15 protein-coding genes, 1 rRNA gene and 2 pseudogenes (1 of these 18 only partly in view) are annotated in these 18,922 nt (G+C 62.2%); 12 read left to right on the top strand and 6 right to left on the bottom strand.

Features of this window, described 5'->3' with window-relative positions; genetic code table 11:
- From AB688_RS24580 to AB688_RS24590, 3 genes are all read right to left on the bottom strand, one after another.
- Window positions 1-684 (bottom strand): 16S ribosomal RNA (locus tag AB688_RS24580); it reaches 853 nt to the left of the window's first position.
- A 932-nt stretch (window positions 685-1,616) separates the two neighbouring features.
- Complete coding sequence (locus AB688_RS24585; RefSeq protein ID WP_063546230.1) at window positions 1,617-3,110, bottom strand: CoA-acylating methylmalonate-semialdehyde dehydrogenase; 1,494 nt, start codon at window positions 3,108-3,110, stop codon at window positions 1,617-1,619.
- A gap of 66 nt (window positions 3,111-3,176) precedes the next feature.
- Complete coding sequence (locus AB688_RS24590) at window positions 3,177-4,523, bottom strand: aspartate aminotransferase family protein (RefSeq protein ID WP_063546232.1); 1,347 nt, start codon at window positions 4,521-4,523, stop codon at window positions 3,177-3,179.
- Between the two features lie 118 nt (window positions 4,524-4,641).
- Here AB688_RS24590 and AB688_RS24595 point away from each other — a divergent pair, with 118 nt between their 5' ends.
- The 6 genes from AB688_RS24595 (at window position 4,642) to AB688_RS24620 (ending at window position 10,458) form a co-directional block, all read left to right on the top strand.
- A complete protein-coding gene (locus tag AB688_RS24595) occupies window positions 4,642-5,559 on the top strand; it encodes a LysR family transcriptional regulator (RefSeq protein ID WP_063546234.1) in 918 nt (305 codons plus the stop codon).
- Window positions 5,560-5,631: 72 nt separating this feature from the next.
- The gene (locus AB688_RS24600; protein ID WP_054895183.1) at window positions 5,632-6,294 is read left to right on the top strand and encodes a TetR/AcrR family transcriptional regulator; all 663 of its coding nucleotides are present in this window, start codon (window positions 5,632-5,634) and stop codon (window positions 6,292-6,294) included.
- 9 nt (window positions 6,295-6,303) lie between these two features.
- Complete coding sequence (locus tag AB688_RS24605) at window positions 6,304-6,888, top strand: IMPACT family protein (RefSeq protein ID WP_063546236.1); 585 nt, start codon at window positions 6,304-6,306, stop codon at window positions 6,886-6,888.
- A gap of 365 nt (window positions 6,889-7,253) precedes the next feature.
- Complete coding sequence (locus AB688_RS24610; protein ID WP_063546238.1) at window positions 7,254-7,940, top strand: SDR family oxidoreductase; 687 nt, start codon at window positions 7,254-7,256, stop codon at window positions 7,938-7,940.
- Window positions 7,941-8,060: 120 nt separating this feature from the next.
- Entirely contained in the window at window positions 8,061-9,416 is a 1,356-nt protein-coding gene (locus AB688_RS24615; protein ID WP_063546240.1) for an 8-oxoguanine deaminase, read from the top strand.
- A 94-nt stretch (window positions 9,417-9,510) separates the two neighbouring features.
- A complete protein-coding gene (locus AB688_RS24620; protein ID WP_063546242.1) occupies window positions 9,511-10,458 on the top strand; it encodes an adenosine deaminase in 948 nt (315 codons plus the stop codon).
- Window positions 10,459-10,491: 33 nt separating this feature from the next.
- Here the strand turns inward: AB688_RS24620 and AB688_RS24625 are convergent, their stop codons facing one another.
- On the bottom strand, window positions 10,492-11,205 hold the full coding sequence (locus AB688_RS24625; RefSeq protein ID WP_063546244.1) for an ArsR/SmtB family transcription factor: 714 nt from the start codon (window positions 11,203-11,205) through the stop codon (window positions 10,492-10,494).
- Window positions 11,206-11,715: 510 nt separating this feature from the next.
- On the opposite strand from AB688_RS24625, the gene AB688_RS27315 reads away from it, so the two are divergent.
- On the top strand, window positions 11,716-11,913 hold the full coding sequence (locus tag AB688_RS27315) for a hypothetical protein (RefSeq protein WP_081255318.1): 198 nt from the start codon (window positions 11,716-11,718) through the stop codon (window positions 11,911-11,913).
- Here AB688_RS27315 and AB688_RS24630 read toward each other — a convergent pair.
- Window positions 11,864-13,045, bottom strand: a complete 1,182-nt coding sequence (locus tag AB688_RS24630; RefSeq protein WP_054895188.1) for a multidrug effflux MFS transporter — start codon at window positions 13,043-13,045, stop codon at window positions 11,864-11,866. The two genes, AB688_RS27315 and AB688_RS24630, sit on opposite strands and share 50 nt — an antisense overlap.
- Before the next feature lie 129 nt (window positions 13,046-13,174).
- A complete protein-coding gene (locus AB688_RS24635; protein ID WP_063546246.1) occupies window positions 13,175-13,372 on the bottom strand; it encodes a heavy-metal-associated domain-containing protein in 198 nt (65 codons plus the stop codon).
- A 147-nt stretch (window positions 13,373-13,519) separates the two neighbouring features.
- Here AB688_RS24635 and AB688_RS24640 point away from each other — a divergent pair, with 147 nt between their 5' ends.
- The 5 genes and pseudogenes from AB688_RS24640 to AB688_RS27630 all read left to right on the top strand — a co-directional run.
- The gene (locus AB688_RS24640) at window positions 13,520-13,906 is read left to right on the top strand and encodes a hypothetical protein (protein WP_054895190.1); all 387 of its coding nucleotides are present in this window, start codon (window positions 13,520-13,522) and stop codon (window positions 13,904-13,906) included.
- Between the two features lie 53 nt (window positions 13,907-13,959).
- On the top strand, window positions 13,960-16,362 hold the full coding sequence (locus tag AB688_RS24645; RefSeq protein ID WP_063546248.1) for a heavy metal translocating P-type ATPase: 2,403 nt from the start codon (window positions 13,960-13,962) through the stop codon (window positions 16,360-16,362).
- Window positions 16,359-16,763: a Cu(I)-responsive transcriptional regulator gene (gene cueR, locus AB688_RS24650; RefSeq protein WP_054895192.1), complete on the top strand. Its 405-nt coding sequence runs from the start codon at window positions 16,359-16,361 to the stop codon at window positions 16,761-16,763. The genes AB688_RS24645 and cueR overlap by 4 nt, the downstream gene beginning before the upstream one ends.
- A gap of 346 nt (window positions 16,764-17,109) precedes the next feature.
- Window positions 17,110-17,994: pseudogene (locus AB688_RS27625) on the top strand (cache domain-containing protein); the annotation flags it as partial.
- Window positions 17,995-18,303: 309 nt separating this feature from the next.
- A pseudogene (locus AB688_RS27630) lies at window positions 18,304-18,900 on the top strand (methyl-accepting chemotaxis protein); the annotation flags it as partial.
- Between the last annotated feature and the right edge of the window lie 22 nt (window positions 18,901-18,922).

Genomic DNA, 18,922 nt, shown 5'->3' on the forward strand with positions numbered 1-18,922 from the left:
CGCTACACAGGAAATTCCACCACCCTCTACCATACTCTAGCTCGCCAGTTTTGGATGCAGTTCCCAGGTTGAGCCCGGGGCTTTCACATCCAACTTAACGAACCACCTACGCGCGCTTTACGCCCAGTAATTCCGATTAACGCTTGCACCCTCTGTATTACCGCGGCTGCTGGCACAGAGTTAGCCGGTGCTTATTCTGTCGGTAACGTCAAAACAGCAAGGTATTAACTTACTGCCCTTCCTCCCAACTTAAAGTGCTTTACAATCCGAAGACCTTCTTCACACACGCGGCATGGCTGGATCAGGCTTTCGCCCATTGTCCAATATTCCCCACTGCTGCCTCCCGTAGGAGTCTGGACCGTGTCTCAGTTCCAGTGTGACTGATCATCCTCTCAGACCAGTTACGGATCGTCGCCTTGGTGAGCCATTACCTCACCAACTAGCTAATCCGACCTAGGCTCATCTGATAGCGCAAGGCCCGAAGGTCCCCTGCTTTCTCCCGTAGGACGTATGCGGTATTAGCGTTCCTTTCGAAACGTTGTCCCCCACTACCAGGCAGATTCCTAGGCATTACTCACCCGTCCGCCGCTGAATCAAGGAGCAAGCTCCCGTCATCCGCTCGACTTGCATGTGTTAGGCCTGCCGCCAGCGTTCAATCTGAGCCATGATCAAACTCTTCAGTTCAATACTGCTTGGGTTTTTAAGAAACCCTAAACTTGGCTCAGCAATCTCAAATGACTATGTGATTTCTCGCATGGCCACTTGTGATGCTGATAATCTTGGCGACTATCAGTCCGTACTCACAAGCACCCACACGAATTGCTTGATTCGATTTGTTAAAGAGCGGTTGGTTAAGAGCTTTTCGTCTCAACCGAGGCGCGCATTCTACGCTTTCCTCATTGGCTGTCAAGCGTTTATTTTGAAGTTTTTCGCGAGAAACTCGTTTAGCTTCAAACACTTGACTCGCTGCGATCTCTCGTAGCGGGAGGCGAATCATACAGCACTCGAAGATGCTGTCAACTGCCTTTTTCACCGCTGCCGATCAGGTGACCGAAGCCCTTCACGCCTTGCCGAAATCGCTTAACTCATTGATTAACAAGAAGTTTTGCGTTCCGTTTGCTGCGGAAGTGGGGCGCATTATAAGGGGATCTGAGAGGGCGTCAACCTTTTATTTCAGTTATTTGAAAGATCCTCGGCGCAGACCTTATATAGGCCACCAAGTGCCTGCCTCAAACTCTGCTGCGCCTACAAGATCGAGCGCTGCCCGCGCGGCGCTTCGCGGGCAAGCCCGCTCCCACAGTTTGTTTCTGGCCAGTGAGTCCTGTGGCATTTTCGCGCGCCCCCTTTGGCGCACGGCGCGGTACCGAGTCGTACACACCAGGCGGTCGCGCGCCTGTGGCACAGGCATAACTGGCCCGAAACAAATGTAGGGGCGGCGGTTCGGCGCTCCGACTTGCCCGCGAAGCGCCGCGCGGGCGGCGCTCGATTTTAAGGGTGCCAGAAACCCCAAGGCAGGCACCTTGCAGTCACCCATTAATCCAAACCAGGCCTCACCCACCCCACAAACCAAAACGGGGAGGCCTGTCGGCCTCCCCGCTTCTCACATCACCACAAGCTTACAAGCTCGGGAACGCAAACTGCGACGCTTCATGGCTCTTGCGCTGCGGCCAACGCTGGGTAATCGCCTTACGACGGGTATAGAAGCGCACCCCATCCGGCCCATAGGCGTGCAGGTCACCAAACAGCGAACGCTTCCAGCCGCCAAAGCTGTGATAGCTCACCGGCACTGGCAGCGGCACGTTCACCCCTACCATGCCCACTTCAATCTCATCACAGAACAAACGCGCCGCTTCACCGTCACGGGTGAAGATGCAAGTGCCGTTGCCGTATTCGTGATCGTTGATGAGCTGCATCGCCTCTTCCAGGCTCTGCACTCGTACCACACACAGCACCGGCCCGAAGATCTCCTCTTTATAGATGCGCATCTCCGGAGTGACGTTGTCGAACAGCGTCCCCCCAACGAAGTAACCGTCTTCATTGCCCGCAACGCGGAAACCACGGCCATCCACCACCAGCTTGGCACCCGCAGCCACGCCATCGTCGATATAGCCTACGACCTTGTCACGTGCAGCGGCAGTGACCAACGGCCCCATGTCCAGCCCGCAAGAAGTGCCGGCACCAATCTTCAGCGCCTTGATCTGTGGCTCCAGCTTGGCGATCAGCGCATCGGCAACCTGGTCGCCCACGCACACCGCCACCGAGATCGCCATGCAGCGCTCGCCGCACGAACCATAGGCCGCACCCATCAGGGCGCTCACCGCATTGTCCAGCTCGGCATCGGGCATCAGCACCGCATGGTTCTTCGCACCACCCAACGCCTGCACACGCTTGCCGCGCTTGGTGCCTTCGGCATAGATGTATTCTGCGATCGGTGTCGAACCCACGAAGCTCAGAGCCTTGACTTCCGGTGCTTCGATCAGCGCATCCACCGCTTCCTTGTCGCCGTGCACCACATTGAGGATGCCCTTGGGCAGGCCGGCCTCCAGCAGAAGTTGGGCAATGAACAGGGTCGAGCTCGGGTCACGCTCCGACGGTTTGAGGATGAACGCATTGCCACAGACGATCGCCAGTGGGTACATCCACAGCGGCACCATCGCCGGGAAGTTGAACGGGGTAATGCCAGCCACCACGCCCAGCGGCTGGAAGTCGGACCAGGCATCGATGTTTGGGCCGACGTTGCGGCTGTACTCGCCCTTGAGAATTTCGGGCGCAGCACAGGCGAACTCGACGTTCTCGATACCACGCTTCAGTTCGCCGGCGGCATCCTCGAGGGTCTTGCCGTGCTCTTCGCTGATCATCTGCGAAATGCGCGCCTCGTTCTGCTCCAGCAATTGCTTGAAGCGGAACATCACCTGGGCGCGCTTGGCCGGGGGCGTGTTGCGCCAGGCCGGGAATGCGGCCTTGGCCGAGTCGATGGCTTCCTGGATGGTGGCGCGGCTGGCGAGTTCGACCTTGCGCGTAGCCTGGCCGGTCGACGGGTTGAAGACATCGGCGGTGCGACCGCCCTTGGAAACCAGCTCACCATTGATCAGGTGCTGAACGATGCTCATGCAGAACTCCAGATAAAGAAGGTTGGAACAGGCGCGCTCAGGCGCCTGTCGTCAGCGTCGGAAAGATCAGTCGATCTGGTTCAGGGCTTCGCCTACCGCGTCGAACAGGCGATCCAGTTCCTGCGGCTTGGTGTTGAAGGTTGGGCCGAACTGCAGGGTGTCACCCCCGAAGCGGACATAGAAGCCGGCCTTCCACAGTTTCATGGCCGCCTCGTATGGACGCACGATCGCATCGCCATCGCGCGCTGCGATCTGGATCGCGCCAGCCAGGCCGTAGTTACGGATGTCGATGACATTCTTGGTGCCCTTGACGCCGTGCAGCAGGTTCTCGAAGTGCGGCGCCAGTTCGGCGGCGGATTGCACCAGGTTTTCCTTCTGCAGCAGGTCCAGCGCAGCGATACCGGCAGCGCAGGCCACAGGGTGAGCCGAATAGGTGTAGCCATGGGGGAATTCCACGGCGTACTCCGGCGTCGGTTGGTTCATGAAGGTCTGGTAGATCTCGCTGCTGGCGATCACCGCCCCCATCGGGATGGCACCGTTGGTCACCTGCTTGGCGATGCACATCAGATCCGGAGTGACGCCGAAGGCTTCGGAGCCGGTCATCGCACCCATACGACCGAAGCCTGTGATCACTTCGTCGAAGATCAGCAGGATGTTGTGCTGGGTGCAGATTTCACGCAGACGCTTCAGATAACCCTTCGGCGGAGGCAGCACGCCAGCGGAGCCGGCCAGCGGCTCGACGATCACAGCGGCGATGTTCGAAGCGTCATGCAATTCGATCAGCTTGAGCATCTCGTCGGCCAGGGCGATACCGCCCTCTTCCGGCATGCCGCGGGAGAAAGCGTTCACCGGAAGCACGGTGTGAGGCAGATGGTCGACATCCAGCAGTTGGCCGAACATCTTGCGGTTGCCATTGACCCCACCCAGGCTGGTGCCAGCGATGTTCACGCCGTGGTAACCACGGGCACGACCGATGATCTTGGTCTTGGTTGCCTGGCCTTTCAGGCGCCAGTAGGCACGCACCATCTTCAGCGCGGTGTCGGCGCACTCGGAGCCGGAGTTGGTATAGAAGACATGGTTGAGGTCGCCCGGCGTCAGCTCGGCGATCTTCTCGGCCAGCTGGAACGACAGCGGATGGCCGAACTGGAAGGCCGGCGAATAATCCAGTGTGCTCAGCTGGCGCGTCACCGCGTCGGTGATTTCCTTGCGGGTATGCCCAGCGCCGCAGGTCCACAGGCCCGACAGTGCGTCGAAGATCTTGCGCCCCTTGTCGTCAACCAGGTGATTGCCTTCGGCGGCCACGATCAGGCGTGGATCACGCTGGAAGTTGCGGTTGGCGGTGTAGGGCATCCAGTGAGCATCCAGCTTGAGCTGGCTGGCCAGGCCGGACGGGGCGGTTTCGGGCATGTTCATCGGCGGTTCCTCGGAAGACGACTAGGCAACGATGGCTGTTGTTGCAGCTAAATTGTCACGGGGATAAAGTCTGAAAAAGCCAACATTTCTAATCTTCAGTTAGCAGCGGACTAAACTTATGAGTCGTCGCCCCGATCCTCTCGCGCAAGTCAGCGATTTCGATATTCGTCTGCTGAAGATTTACCGCAGTGTCGTCGAGTGCGGCGGCTTTTCGGCGGCGGAAAACGTACTGGGTATCGGACGCTCGGCCATCAGCCAGCAGATGAACGACCTGGAACAGCGCCTGGGCTTGCGCTTGTGCCAGCGTGGCCGGGCAGGCTTTTCGCTCACCGAAGAAGGCCGCGAGGTCTACCAATCGGCGCTGCAACTGCTCAGCGCCCTTGAGAGCTTTCGCACCGAGGTCAACGGACTGCACCAGCACCTGCGTGGCGAACTCAATATCGGCCTGACCGACAATCTGGTTACCTTGCCTCACATGCGCATCACCCACGCGCTGGCTGAGCTCAAGGATCGTGGGCCGGATGTGCGCATCCAGATTCGCATGATCGCCCCGAGCCAGGTCGAACAAGGGGTGCTGGACGGCAGCCTGCATGTCGGCGTGGTGCCGCAGACCAGTCCGCTCTCGGGCCTGGAATACCAGCCCTTGTACAGCGAACGTTCATTGCTCTACTGCGCAGTCGGCCACCCCCTGTTCTATGCCGAGGATCAGAAAATCGACGATCAGCGCCTCAACAGCCAGGAAGCCATCGCTCCGACCTTCCGTTTGCCAGCCGACATCCAGGCGCACTACCAGGCACTGAACTGCACTGCCAGCGCCTCGGACCGCGAGGGCATGGCCTTTCTCATCCTCACCGGGCGCTACATCGGCTACCTGCCCGATCACTACGCCATGTTCTGGGTCCAGCAGGGCCGCCTGCGGGCACTGAAACCGACGCAACGCTTCTATGACCTGAGCCTGAGCTGGGTGACGCGCAAGGGACGGCGTCCGAATCTGGTGCTGGAAAGTTTTCTCGAAAGCCTTGCGGCAACGCGCTAATGCTTGTCACTTCGGCACAGGCAGGTAATCTGTCCGACATCCGTTGCCCACAGACCCCGTACGGAAACGTCCATGACCTTTGAAGTCCCTGCGCATCGCCTCTCCGCCTCGGGCAAGCCCGCCGGCCGCATTCGCCAAAAGAACGAACAGGCCATCATCCAGGCCGCCGAGGACGAATTCGCCCGTCATGGCTTCAAGGGCACCAGCATGAACACCATCGCGCTGAAGGCCAACCTGCCCAAAGCCAACCTGCACTACTACTTCACCAACAAGCTCGGCCTTTATATTGCCGTGCTCAGTAACATCATCGAATTGTGGGACAGCACCTTCAACGCCTTGAGCGTCGAGGACGACCCAGCCGTGGCGTTGAGCCAGTACATTCGCACCAAGATGGAGTTCTCCCGGCGCAACCCGCAGGCATCTCGGATCTTCGCCATGGAAGTGATCAGCGGCGGCCAGTGCCTGAGCGAATACTTCAGCGCCGACTACCGCGAGTGGTTCCGCGGGCGCGCCGCAGTGTTCCAGGCCTGGATCGAGGCCGGCAAGATGGACCGGGTAGACCCTGTGCACCTGATCTTCCTGCTCTGGGGCAGTACCCAGCACTACGCCGACTTCGCCACCCAGATCTGCCAGGTCACCGGCCGCAGCCGCCTGACCAAGCAGGACATGGAAGACGCCAGCAACAACCTTATCCACATCATTCTCAAAGGCTGCGGCATCACCCCGCCCGCGTGACCCGGACCTATGCCCTCTACCCTGCTTGAGCTCTGCGAGTTCCGCGAAGACATCCGCAAGAGCCGCTTCATCACCCTCGCCGGCCCTGTCAGCAGTGCCGCCGAGGCGATGAGCTTCATCGAACGTCACAGCGACCTGGGCGCTACCCACAATTGCTGGGCCTGGAAAATAGGCGCGCAATACCGCAGCAGCGATGATGGCGAGCCGGGCGGCACCGCCGGACGTCCAATTCTTGCGGCGATCGAAGCCCAGGACTGCGATCAGGTGGTGGTGCTGGTCATCCGCTGGTATGGCGGTATCCAGCTCGGCACCGGAGGCCTGGCCCGTGCCTATGGCGGGGGTGCCAACAAGTGCTTGCAACAGGCGCCGAAACGGCTGCTGGTACAGCGCAGCGAATTCACCTGCAGTTGCACGTTCAGCGAACTGGCCTTGCTCAAGCTGCGCCTGGCCGAGGCCGACGGGCTGGTGCTGGACGAACAGTTCACGGCAAACGGCGTCGATCTACTCCTGGCGCTGGGCGAAGAGCACGTACAGACCTTCCAGCAGCAATTGTCCGACCTCAGCCGTGGCCGGATTCGTCTGGAGCCTCGCTGAAAGGTGCCCACAACTGCTGTGGGCCTGCCTGTGGATAAGCTTGGGGCATTCTTTGGCAAGCCTTGCCACGTATGGCTTTCAGCCGATTGAGCATATTTTGATCACTGTTTGATGACACCCGCAAACGACTGAAACCCGGAGAGTTATCCCCATCGCCCGGCTTTCACGAGCTTTCCCGCCGCCCACGTGCTTGCACACAATAACTGTGGAACAGCCTGTGGATAACCCGTGCGCCAACAGGCAGGGCGCCCACCAGCACACGGCGCGGCGCGTCTGATCATTTTTTGTACAAACGCAACGCAGGCGAGTCGCCCCCGCCTGGAGTATCCTCGATACCCTTCTTCAAGCGACCTCGGAGCATCCACATGTCCACAAGCAAAAACGCCCTCATCATCGGCGCCTCCCGCGGATTGGGACTGGGCTTGGCACAACGTCTGCGTGAAGACGGCTGGAACGTGACAGCCACCGTGCGCGATGCAAGCAAGCCGGGTGCCCTAAAAGATGTCGCAGGTGTGCGCATCGAATCCCTGGAAATGAACGATACCGCCTTGCTCGACGACCTCAAGCAGCGTGTGCAAGGCGAGATTTTCGACCTGGTCTTCGTCAATGCCGGAGTCATGGGACCGTTGCCACAAGACCTGGAAACCGTGCAAGACACGCAGATCGGCGACCTGTTCATGACCAATGCCGTTGCGCCCATCCGTGTGGCGCGTCGCCTGGTCGGGCAGATCCGCGAAAACACCGGGGTGCTGGCGTTCATGAGCTCGGGCCTGGGTAGCGTGACCAGCCCTGATGGCAACGAGATCTGCCTGTACAAGGCCAGCAAGGCCGCGCTCAACTCGATGATCAACAGCTTCGTGGTTGAGTTGCAGCGTTCCGACCTGAGCGTGCTGGCCATGCACCCAGGCTGGGTGAAGACCGACATGGGCGGCGAGAACGCGGAAATCGACGTGTTCACCAGCACACGCGGCATGCTCGACCGGATCAACGAGCAAAGCGGCCAGGGCGGCCTGCGCTTTATCAACTACAAGGGTGACGCCCTGACCTGGTGAATTGAAAGCCACGTGGCGAGGCAGTAGACTCGATGCCTCGCCTCGCGGCGGACCTGGATCAGCAGACAGGGCAACACTGAGCTGGCTAACCCTGAACCCACTTTCAGAGGAGCCGGCACCATGCCTGCGACCCGTATCTGGTTGAAATCCCCCCTTGCCATCTTCACTGCCAACGGTACCGATGCCCGCGGTGGCCTGGTCATTGAAAACGGCCGCATCAGCCAACTGCTCGCCCTCGGCGAACAGCCCGACACCGCCTGTGACCAAGTGTTCGATGCCCGTGAGCACGTTGTGCTGCCAGGTCTGATCAACACTCACCACCACTTCTACCAGACCCTCACCCGCGCATGGGCTCCTGTGGTCAACCAACCACTGTTTCCCTGGCTCAAGACCCTCTACCCGGTGTGGGCACGGCTAACCCCGGCCAAACTGGCGCTCGCCAGCGAGGTTGCACTGGCCGAACTGCTGCTGTCGGGTTGCACCACCGCCGCCGATCACCATTACCTGTTCCCGGAAGGTCTGGACCACGCCATCGACGTACAGGTAGAGGTCGTACGCAAGCTCGGCATGCGCGCCATGCTGACCCGCGGCTCGATGAGCCTGGGTGAAGCGGACGGCGGCTTGCCCCCGCAGCAGACAGTGCAACAAGGCGAAGTGATCCTGGCCGACAGTCAGCGACTTATCCACAGTTATCATGAGCGTGGCGAAGGTGCGCGCATCCAGATAGCCTTGGCGCCCTGCTCACCCTTCTCGGTCACGCCTGAGATCATGCGCGCCAGCGCCAGCCTGGCCGAAGAGCTGGACGTGCGCCTGCATACCCACCTGGCCGAAACACTCGATGAGGAAGACTTCTGCCTGCAGCGCTTCGGCCTGCGCACCGTGGACTATCTGGACAGTGTCGGCTGGCTCGGCCCACGCACCTGGCTGGCCCATGGTATCCATTTCAACCCCGACGAAATCACGCGCCTGGGCGCTGCCGGCACCGGCATCTGCCATTGCCCGAGCTCGAACATGCGCCTGGCCTCGGGAATCTGCCCGACCATCGAGCTCGAAGCGGCCGGGGCCGCAGTCGGCCTGGGTGTAGACGGCTCGGCGTCCAACGATGCCTCGAACATGATCCTCGAAGCGCGCCAGGCCCTCTACCTGCAACGCCTGCGCTACGGCGCCGAGCAGATCACGCCCGAGCGCGCGCTGGGCTGGGCAACCCGTGGCTCGGCGCAACTGCTGGGCCGTAGCGACATTGGGGAGCTGGCGGTGGGCAAGCAGGCGGACCTGGCGTTGTTCAAGCTCGACGAACTGCGTTTCTCCGGAAGCCACGATCCGCTGTCGGCGCTGCTGCTGTGCGCGGCGGACCGGGCTGACCGAGTCATGGTCGGCGGACACTGGCGCGTGATCGATGGCCAGATCGAGGGACTCGATGTCCAGGGCCTGATCGCCGACCATCGTCAGGCGGCAGCCGCACTGATCGCCGGTTGAAGCACAGCGGGGCTGTCGGTCAGCCCCGCCCTACCGAATAGCGCATAGCCCTGTAGAATGTCGGCCAACCGTACCTGATTCGAGAACACACCCTATGTATGACTGGCTCAATGCCTTGCCCAAGGCCGAACTGCATATGCACCTGGAAGGTTCGCTGGAGCCGGAACTGCTGTTCGCCCTGGCCGAACGCAACAAGGTCGCCCTGCCCTGGGCCGACGTGGAGACGCTGCGCAGCGCCTACGCGTTCAACAACCTGCAGGAGTTTCTCGACCTCTACTACCAGGGCGCTGATGTACTGCGCACCGAGCAGGACTTCTACGACCTGACCTGGGCCTACCTGCAACGCTGCAAGGCGCAGAACGTCATTCACACCGAACCCTTTTTCGACCCACAGACCCATACCGACAGGGGTATCCCCTTCGAGGTGGTGCTCGGCGGCATCAACCAGGCGCTCAAGGATGGTCGCGAGCAGTTGGGTATCAGCAGCGGCCTGATCCTGAGCTTCCTGCGCCACCTCAGCGAGGCGGAGGCCGAGAAGACCCTCGACCAGGCCCTGCCATTCCGCGATGCCTTCATTGCCGTGGGCCTGGACAGCTCGGAGAAAGGCCATCCACCAAGCAAGTTCCAGCGCGTCTTCGACCGAGCCCGCAACGAAGGCCTGGTCGCCGTTGCCCACGCCGGCGAGGAAGGGCCGCCCGAGTACATCTGGGAAGCCCTCGACCTGCTGAAAATCAAGCGCATTGACCACGGCGTGCGAGCTATCGAAGATGAGCGGCTGATGCAACGCATCATCGACGAGCAGATTCCGCTGACCGTCTGCCCGCTGTCGAACACCAAGCTCTGCGTGTTCGATCATATGAGCCAGCACAACATCCTCGACATGCTCGAGCGTGGGGTCAAAGTCACGGTGAACTCCGATGATCCGGCCTACTTCGGCGGATATGTCACGGAAAACTTCCACGCCTTGTACCAGCATCTGGGCATGTCCCAAGAGCAGGCAATGCGCCTGGCACAGAACAGCCTGGATGCACGTCTGGTTTGAGTGGACGAGCACAGCCGGCATTAAAGGGGCACTTCAACCCACCTGCAATGCCGGCACCCGCGCGATACGGTTGATCTCTTGAATACCCAGGGAAGAAATCTGCATCACGCGGGACCCCTCCTGCTCGCGTATCCAGCCAGACTGCATGAACAACCTGAGCATCGCTTGCCCAACACCACCGCCCAGGTGGGGGCCGTTGTCACTCCACTCGCTGCTGTGGCAGACCACACAGGCACCGCGTTGGCGCGGCGCCAGCGCATCGATGTAGACGCCAATCGCGGCCAGTTGCACACGCCCTTCCAGGCTCACGGTAGGGTGCAGGTCATTGCCCTCCAACCAACCAGCGGACACCATGCGCCGATACAGGTCTACCGCAATTTCGCCACCCAGGTGATCGCCACAACGTCGCGCCCTGCGCAACGACAGCGGCACCTGCAACGGCCTGACCGATCCCTGGCATTCGCCACGACCGCCAAGCTGCACGCTGGCCAGTGCCTCGACCGCGGCGATCACCTCGGGGGTGGCCAGTCGAAAATAGCGCTTGCGCCCACGTGCCTCGAGGCGCAGCAGGCCGGCAGCAGACAACAAGGACAAGTGCGCGCAGGCCGATGACGGCGTAACGCCAATCATGAGTGCCAACTCGTCAGCGTGCCGAGAAGATCCATCGATCAGGGCCCAGAGCATGGCACTGCGCTTGGGCTCGGCCATCAGACCGGCGATCTGACTGATACTGCTGACTGCTTTCATACTCTATCAACTCCATTGCAAGATCCGTTTTTTATCCAATGGCCATCATGGCAGTGGGACTGGCCAGAGGTTGCAGCAGATAGTGTGGGTTGCAGCCTGTCAGGCAGTGTGGGAAACACCGCCTGGTGGGGAAACCGCTCTTGGGGGCAAGTATAAGCCGCCGAAAGCCCTGTACTAGCTGGGTTTGGCCAACGTTTCGCGACACAAGACCGAGGGTAGTAGCACCCTTCACGAGATCGAAAAAAGCCCGTAAATGACGAGCGCTATCAGCATCCCCTCTAACATCCCGGACCTAGCCAGATTCCTTGCCAGATAAAGGCCACAGCAGAGGAACAATGCCGACAGTCGAGTTCCACAAGTAGGGCAAGAAAAAGCGAAGGTTCGCATCTTGGTTGAATCAGCCTTTCGTCCCTCGGGTGACCGTCAGTCAGGACGTCACCCCGGCATGTGGCGGGCAATAGGGACGGCGCTACACTGATTTCGCTCTCACCCCGACTGGAGGATGCCGCGATGAAGATTGTCGTCAGTACATCGAACCGCCACCCCAACTGCCCCTGGCAGGTACAGCTCGATCAACATGTGGTGAGTTTTCGCAGCGAGGCGGAGGCCCGGGCATTCGTCGCCGTTCTGGAGACACGCCTGAAGGCCCCTCACCCCCTCATGCAGCCTGCCTGGACTGGAGGCGTCGAGTCAGCATCGCGACATTGACCACCAGCACACCGCACAAGCTGATCACCAAGGCCATCGGCACTGCGCTGCCATCGTGCAGAACCCCCACCAGCGCTGCCGCGCCTGCGGCGACGCTGAACTGCAGGCTGCCCATCAATGCCGATGCGCTGCCGGCCCTGGCCCCCTGCCCGTTCATGGCACAGGCCGAGGCGTTGGGAATGATGCAGCCCAGGCTGGCGATGCAAACGAACAGCGGCACCAGCAATGGCCACAACTGCGTCGGACGCAGCAGCGCCACCCCCAGCAGTACCAACCCGGCAGCCAGGTAGAGCCATACCGCTCGGGCCAGCAGGAAGGCAGGGCCGCGCTTGGCCAGCAGTCGGGCGTTGACCTGGGCGCAGAGGATGAAACCGGCAGCATTGGTGCCAAACAGCCAGCCGTAATGCTCGGCCGGTACACCATAGAGCTTGATGAACACGAACGGGGAACCGGCGATATAGGCGAACATGCCGGCGATGGCGATGCCGCCCGTCAGCGCATGCCCCAGGAACACCCGATCGCCCAGCAGCCGCAGGTACTGACGCAAGGCACCCGACAGCGGCTGGCGGGGCACATGGGCTGGCAGGCTTTCCGGCAGCCCCAGGCTCACGGCCAGCAGGCAGGCGGCGCTGAACAGGCTGAGCACCAGGAAGATCGACTGCCAGCCAGACACATTGATCAGCACGCCACCGAGCATTGGCGCGAGAATCGGCGCGAGCCCCATCACCAGCATCAATTGCGAGAACGCTTTGGCTGCCCCCACCGCGTCACATTTGTCGACGACGATGGCACGCGACAACACCATGCCCGCACACCCACCCAATGCCTGGATGAACCGCGCCACCACAAGAGTGTCGAGGTCCGGGGCGTAGGCGCAGGCGAGCGACGCCAGGGTGAAAAGGCTGATACCGAACAACAGTGGCTTGCGTCGGCCGAAACGGTCGGCGATCGGACCATAGGCCAGTTGGCCAAGCGACAAACCAAGGAAATAGGCAGCCAGGGTCGTCTGGACGTGCTGTTCATCGGTGCCGAAGGCCTGGGCCATGGCAGGGAACGCGGGGAGATAGAAATCGATCGCCAATGGCGCGAAGGCCGAGAGAGCGCCGAGGATCAACAGGATGCGCAGGTTCATCGGAAATCCATAGCAGGCTAAGCAACGGGCTAGTCTAACTGCACTGGGGGTCGGCCTGGTATGAAAAGCTTTGTAACAGTTACGCCCGAAAACGGTGATACCCGCAGCAGGTACCACCGTTCATCGTCGTCAGGCCGGCTCGACCTGATAACCCTCTTCACGGATCGCCTCCAGGATCTGCTGCGCCCCGAGCTGGCTCTGCACCCGCACCTGTCTGGCGCCCAGGTCGACCTCCACCTGCGCCGTCGCATCCTGCTCCTGAACCGCACGGGTCACTGCCTTGACGCAATGACCGCAGCTCATGCCCTGCACATTGAAGACTTGCATTGGAACTACCTCCATCTGGGTTTTGCGGAGAGTTTCAAGCTTGCCATCATGGCAAGGTCAAGTTCTGCACAAAACGGCCGGGCTGGAAATCCGCGAGCGGCTCGGCCAAGCTGCGCTTTTGACGACTCGCCAACCAGGAGAAGTTTCATGATCAGGGCAGCATTGGGCCTCGTCGGGCTGCTGAGTGCCGTGGCCGTCGTGCCACCGGTCAGCGCCGAGGGCAATTCGGACTACAGCGTGCTGATCATTTCCCGGGAACGCCTGGAAGTGGCCACCAGCTGCGAAATCGGTGTGTATCTCAACGACCAGCTTTCCGGCCGTGTGTTCCAGGAACAATCGACCTCGTTCAACCTGCCGCCTGGACCGGTGGACGTGCGCCTGCGCCTGCTGCCCGGGCAGGTGCCCGGTTGTGCACCCGGCGTCGAAGACCAGCGCAGCACCCGCCTCAACCTGCAAGCGGGCCAGATCAACAAATACCGGATCGCCGTGGGCCAGAATGGACTGGAATTGAAGCGAGCCGGCCTGGGGTATTGACCTTACCAACATGGCAAGCTTGATGCTGCAGGCTCGATCACGGAGGAAAGCCCATGTCCGCATCAACTACCTTCGACCTGCCGATCAGCGGCATGACCTGCGCCAGTTGCGTCGGCCGCGTCGAGCGCGCGCTGCGTAAGGTCAACGGCGCCGAACAGGTCAGCGTCAACCTTGCCACCGAACAGGCCAGGGTCCAGGCTCCGGCCGAAAGCCTGCCGGACCTGCTCGAGGCCGTGCGCAAGGCCGGCTACAGCGTGCCGAGCCGCACCCTTGAACTTCAGGTGGGCGGCATGACCTGCGCCAGCTGTGTCGGCCGCGTAGAGCGCGCCCTGGGCAAGGTGTCCGGCGTCGAGCAGGTCAGCGTGAACCTGGCGAGCGAACGCGCCCACCTCAGGGTACTCGAGGGCGTCAGCGACGACGCCTTGATCGGCGCCGTGGAAAAGGCCGGCTACAGCGCCAGCCTGCCACGTACCGCCCAGGACGATCGCCATGACGCGCAGCGACGCCTGCGCAACGAACGCCTCGCGGTGATCGCCGCCCTGCTGCTGGCCTTGCCCCTGGTACTGCCAATGCTGGTGCAGCCGTTCGGCTTGCATTGGATGCTGCCGGCCTGGGCTCAGTTCGTACTGGCGACACCGGTGCAGTTCATCCTCGGCGCACGCTTCTACAAGGCCGCCTGGAAAGCCGTGCGTGCCGGCGCAGGCAACATGGACCTGCTGGTGGCGCTCGGCACCAGCGCTGGCTATGGCCTGAGCCTGTATGAATGGTCGCAGGCCCATGTGGGCATGGAGCCTCACCTCTATTTCGAAGCCTCGGCCGTGGTAATCGCCCTGGTATTGCTGGGCAAATACCTGGAAAGCCGTGCCAAGCGCCAGACCGCCAGTGCCATTCGCGCCCTGGAAGCCCTGCGCCCCGAACGCGCATTGCGCGTGGTCGAAGGCCGCGAAGAAGACGTAGCGATCAGCCAGTTGCGCCTGGACGATCTGGTGCTGGTCAAGCCCGGCGAGCGCTTCCCGGTCGACGGCGAGGTGATCGAAGGCAGCAGTCACGCCGACGAAGCGCTGATCAGCGGCGAAAGCCTGCCAGTGCCCAAACAGCCCGGCGACAAGGTCACCGGCGGTGCGATCAACGGTGAAGGACGCCTGCTGGTGCGCACCCTGGCCCTGGGCACCGAAACCGTACTTGCGCGGATCATTCGCCTGGTCGAAGACGCCCAGGCCGCCAAGGCACCGATCCAGAAGCTGGTCGACCGGGTCAGCCAAGTGTTCGTCCCGGCAGTGCTGGTGCTGGCTTTGATCACCCTGGTCGCCTGGTGGCTGGCCGGCGCACCGCTGGAAAGCGCACTGATCAACGCCGTGGCGGTGCTGGTGATCGCCTGCCCTTGCGCTCTGGGCCTGGCCACACCAGCGGCGATCATGGCCGGCACCGGTGTGGCAGCCAGCCATGGCATCCTGATCAAGGACGCCGAAGCATTGGAGCGAGCCCATGCGGTCAATCGCGTGGTCTTCGACAAGACCGGCACCCTGACCTCCGGCAGCCCCCGCATCGTCCACAGCGAAGCCGCCGTCGGCGATACACACGACCTGCTGCGCCTGGCCGGAGCCCTGCAACGCGGCAGCGAGCATCCGCTGGCCAAGGCCGTGCTGGATGGTGGCGCTGAGCAAGGGCTGGAGATTCCCCTGGTAAGCGATAGCCAGTCGCTCACCGGGCGCGGCATCGCCGGTACGGTCGAAGGCCGGGTATTGGCCCTGGGCAACCGACGCCTGCTCGACGAAAGCGGCCTCGAGCCCGGCGCCCTGCTCGATAAGGCCCAGGCCTGGGAAGCCGAAGGTCGCACGTTGTCGTGGTTGATCGAGCGCGCACCGCATGCCCGCGTGCTCGGGTTGTTCGCCTTTGGTGACAGCCTCAAGCCCGGCGCCGAGCAGGCGATCGCGGCACTGCGCTCACAGGGCATCAGCAGTCACCTGTTGACCGGCGACAACCGCGGCAGCGCCAAGGTGGTCGCCGAGGCGCTGGGCATCGACGATGTGCACGCCGAAGTCTTGCCAGCCGACAAAGCGGCCACCGTCAACGCACTCAAGCAGAACGCCGTGGTGGCCATGGTCGGCGACGGCATCAACGATGCCCCGGCCCTGGCCGCCGCCGATATCGGCATCGCCATGGGAGGCGGCACGGACGTAGCAATGCAAGCCGCCGGCATCACCCTGATGCGCGGCGACCCTCGCCTGGTACCTGCAGCCCTGGAAATCAGCAACAAGACCTACGCCAAGATCCGTCAGAATCTGTTCTGGGCGTTCATCTACAACCTGATCGGTATCCCGCTTGCCGCCTTTGGCTTCCTCAACCCGGTTCTGGCTGGCGCGGCCATGGCGCTCTCCAGCGTCAGCGTGGTGAGCAACGCCTTGTGGCTCAAGACCTGGAAGCCCACCGGCATCGCTTCGAAGGAGACGCCATGAACATCGGCCAAGCCGCCCGGCGCAGCGGGCTCAGCGCCAAGATGATCCGCTACTACGAGTCCATCGGACTGCTCAAGCCGGCGCTGCGCAGCGACAGCGGCTATCGGCTGTACCAGCAGGAAGACCTGCACAGCCTGGCGTTCATCAAGCGCTCGCGCGACCTGGGGTTTTCCCTGGAAGAAGTGTCCCGGCTGCTGACACTCTGGCAGGACCGCCAGCGCGCCAGCGCCGACGTCAAGGCGCTGGCGACACAGCATATCGACGAACTGAACCGGCGGATCGAGGAGATGGTGAGCCTGCGCGATACCTTGAGCGAGCTGGTCGCCCACTGCCAGGGCGATGATCGCCCCGACTGCCCGATTCTCAGGGACCTGGCGAACGAAGGTGAATGCTGCCACTGAGCGCTGCCGGGGGCTGCCTGACGGCCCGCGGCAGTATTTTGGTATGCCATATTAGCCATCCCTGGCCGAACCGACCTCAATTTCAAGTTTCATCCAATAAATACGGGAGTTTCACTCAGAAATTCCTGCGCCCTGCCGATGCCCTGTATACCAGTTTCATGCGTCGACAAGAAAAAATCCGGGAGCGTGGATGAACATCAAGCAAAAATTGACCTGGGCCTTCGCCGTCATTGCCGGCCTGCCCATCGTTCTGGTCGCCACCGTAGTGGTACTGAACCTGCGTGAAGAAGCGCAGGACGACTTCCTGGATGGCAGCAGCCGGGAGATCCGCCAGGTCGGCAACGCGATGAACATCTTCTTCCAGGGCATTGCACAGAACGTCGAGTACCTCGCCAGCCAGCCCTTGGTCACCGCCAGCGCCGACAATCTCAAGAAGTACATTGCCGCCGACGCCGCGCAGATTCCCCTGGGCGAGCAGGACAAGGCGCTGTACGACCAGTTCACCCGCCTGGCCCAGAGCCACCCCGACTACGCGTACGTGTCATACGGCGTGAAAGACGGCGGCTACGCGTTCTGGCCGGGCGATCCGAAGATGGCCAGCTACGACCCACGCACCCGCCCCTGGTACCAGGCCGCCATGGCCAGCCCCGGCAAGACCCTGCGCACCGCGCCCTACTACTGGGCCGGCGACGACGCCGTGCTGGTCAGCACCGTGCGCACCGTGGCCAACCAGCTCGGTAGCCCGGGCGGCGTGGTCAACATCGACGTCTCGCTCAAGGGGCTGACCGAGATCGTCAAGCAGATCAAGCTGGGTGACAGCGGCTACCTGATCCTGATGGAGAACAACGGCAACGTCATGGTCGACCCGCGAGACGCCAGCCACAACTTCAAGCAGCTGGACAGCTTCGGCGGCGGCTACGCCGAGCTGGCCAAGGCCGGCAAGGGCCTGGCCGAAGTGACACTCGACGGCGAGCGCTACATGGCCAACATCTACCCCGACGAGCGCCTGGGCTGGACTTTCATCGGCCTGATCCGCCAGGACGAGGTGATGCAGACCACCACCCGCCTGACCTGGCTGATCGGCACCCTCGCACTGGTGCTGGCGGCAGTCTTCGCCGTGGCTGGCGCTGCCTTCGCCAAGCTCATCGTCCGGCCGATCAACAGCGTCACCAGCGGCCTGGAAGACATCGCCCAGGGCGAAGGCGACCTGACCCGTAATCTCGAAGTGCGAGGCAGCGACGAAACCGCGCAACTGGCCAACTGGTTCAACCAGTTCCTGGGGGCGATTCGCAGCCTGATCCAGCATATCGGCGGCGCCGCCGGCAAGATCCTCAGCACCTCGGCCAGCTCCACCCGGGTGTCCGGCGACATGGCCGAAGCCGCCGGCCGTCAGCGCGAGGCGGTGGACATGGTGTCCACCGCCTTCCATGAAATGGTCGCCACCGCCAACGAAGTGGCGCGCTCCTGCAGCCAGGCTGCGCAGTCGGCCGACAGCGGTCAGCAACAGGCACGCGAAGGGCAACAGCAGATAGATGCGGCCGTACAGAGCGTCGACCGCCTGAGCCAGGAGATCGAGCAATCGGCGCAGTCGATCCAGCAACTGGAGCGCGACAGCAACGCGATCCAGTCGATTCTCGGCACCATCCGCTCGATCGCCGAGCAGACCAACCTTCTGGCCCTCAACGCCGCCATCGAAGCGGCCCGCGCCGGAGAGCAGGGCCGTGGCTTTGCCGTGGTAGCCGACGAAGTCCGCGCCCTGGCCAAGCGCACCGCCGACTCCACCGCCGAGATCGACGGGCTGCTGGGCAACCTCGCCAACCGTACCGCCGAAGTGGCCGAGCAGATGCATGCCAGCCTTGAGGTGTCGCAGCAGTCGGTCAACCGCATCGGCCTGGCGCGCGACAGCTTCGGGCAGATCCGCGAGTCGGTAGACATCATCCGTGACATGAACACCCAGATCGCCACCGCCGCCGAAGAGCAGCACCAGGTGGCCGAGGACATCAATCGGCATATCAGCCAGATTCACGGCGATGCGCAGTTGGTGGCCGAGCTTGCGCAAGCGGCGCGGCAGGACTCCCAGAGCCTGGAAGGGTTGTCCAACGAGCTGGATGCGTTGGTGCGGCGGTTCAGGACCTGACGTTCACGCGCCACACCGCAAC

This window comes from Pseudomonas putida, assembly GCF_001636055.1.
Lineage (GTDB): Bacteria > Pseudomonadota > Gammaproteobacteria > Pseudomonadales > Pseudomonadaceae > Aquipseudomonas > Aquipseudomonas machongensis.

What these genes read in the sequence shown, in the direction of transcription:
- AB688_RS24585 (WP_063546230.1), bottom strand. Translation starts at nt 3,110, where the DNA reads ATGAGCATCGTTCAGCACCTGATCAATGGTGAGCTGGTTTCCAAGGGC.
- AB688_RS24590 (WP_063546232.1), bottom strand. Translation starts at nt 4,523, where the DNA reads ATGAACATGCCCGAAACCGCCCCGTCCGGCCTGGCCAGCCAGCTCAAG.
- AB688_RS24595 (WP_063546234.1), top strand. Translation starts at nt 4,642, where the DNA reads ATGAGTCGTCGCCCCGATCCTCTCGCGCAAGTCAGCGATTTCGATATT.
- AB688_RS24600 (WP_054895183.1), top strand. Translation starts at nt 5,632, where the DNA reads ATGACCTTTGAAGTCCCTGCGCATCGCCTCTCCGCCTCGGGCAAGCCC.
- AB688_RS24605 (WP_063546236.1), top strand. Translation starts at nt 6,304, where the DNA reads ATGCCCTCTACCCTGCTTGAGCTCTGCGAGTTCCGCGAAGACATCCGC.
- AB688_RS24610 (WP_063546238.1), top strand. Translation starts at nt 7,254, where the DNA reads ATGTCCACAAGCAAAAACGCCCTCATCATCGGCGCCTCCCGCGGATTG.
- AB688_RS24615 (WP_063546240.1), top strand. Translation starts at nt 8,061, where the DNA reads ATGCCTGCGACCCGTATCTGGTTGAAATCCCCCCTTGCCATCTTCACT.
- AB688_RS24620 (WP_063546242.1), top strand. Translation starts at nt 9,511, where the DNA reads ATGTATGACTGGCTCAATGCCTTGCCCAAGGCCGAACTGCATATGCAC.
- AB688_RS24625 (WP_063546244.1), bottom strand. Translation starts at nt 11,205, where the DNA reads ATGAAAGCAGTCAGCAGTATCAGTCAGATCGCCGGTCTGATGGCCGAG.
- AB688_RS27315 (WP_081255318.1), top strand. Translation starts at nt 11,716, where the DNA reads ATGAAGATTGTCGTCAGTACATCGAACCGCCACCCCAACTGCCCCTGG.
- AB688_RS24630 (WP_054895188.1), bottom strand. Translation starts at nt 13,045, where the DNA reads ATGAACCTGCGCATCCTGTTGATCCTCGGCGCTCTCTCGGCCTTCGCG.
- AB688_RS24635 (WP_063546246.1), bottom strand. Translation starts at nt 13,372, where the DNA reads ATGCAAGTCTTCAATGTGCAGGGCATGAGCTGCGGTCATTGCGTCAAG.
- AB688_RS24640 (WP_054895190.1), top strand. Translation starts at nt 13,520, where the DNA reads ATGATCAGGGCAGCATTGGGCCTCGTCGGGCTGCTGAGTGCCGTGGCC.
- AB688_RS24645 (WP_063546248.1), top strand. Translation starts at nt 13,960, where the DNA reads ATGTCCGCATCAACTACCTTCGACCTGCCGATCAGCGGCATGACCTGC.
- cueR (WP_054895192.1), top strand. Translation starts at nt 16,359, where the DNA reads ATGAACATCGGCCAAGCCGCCCGGCGCAGCGGGCTCAGCGCCAAGATG.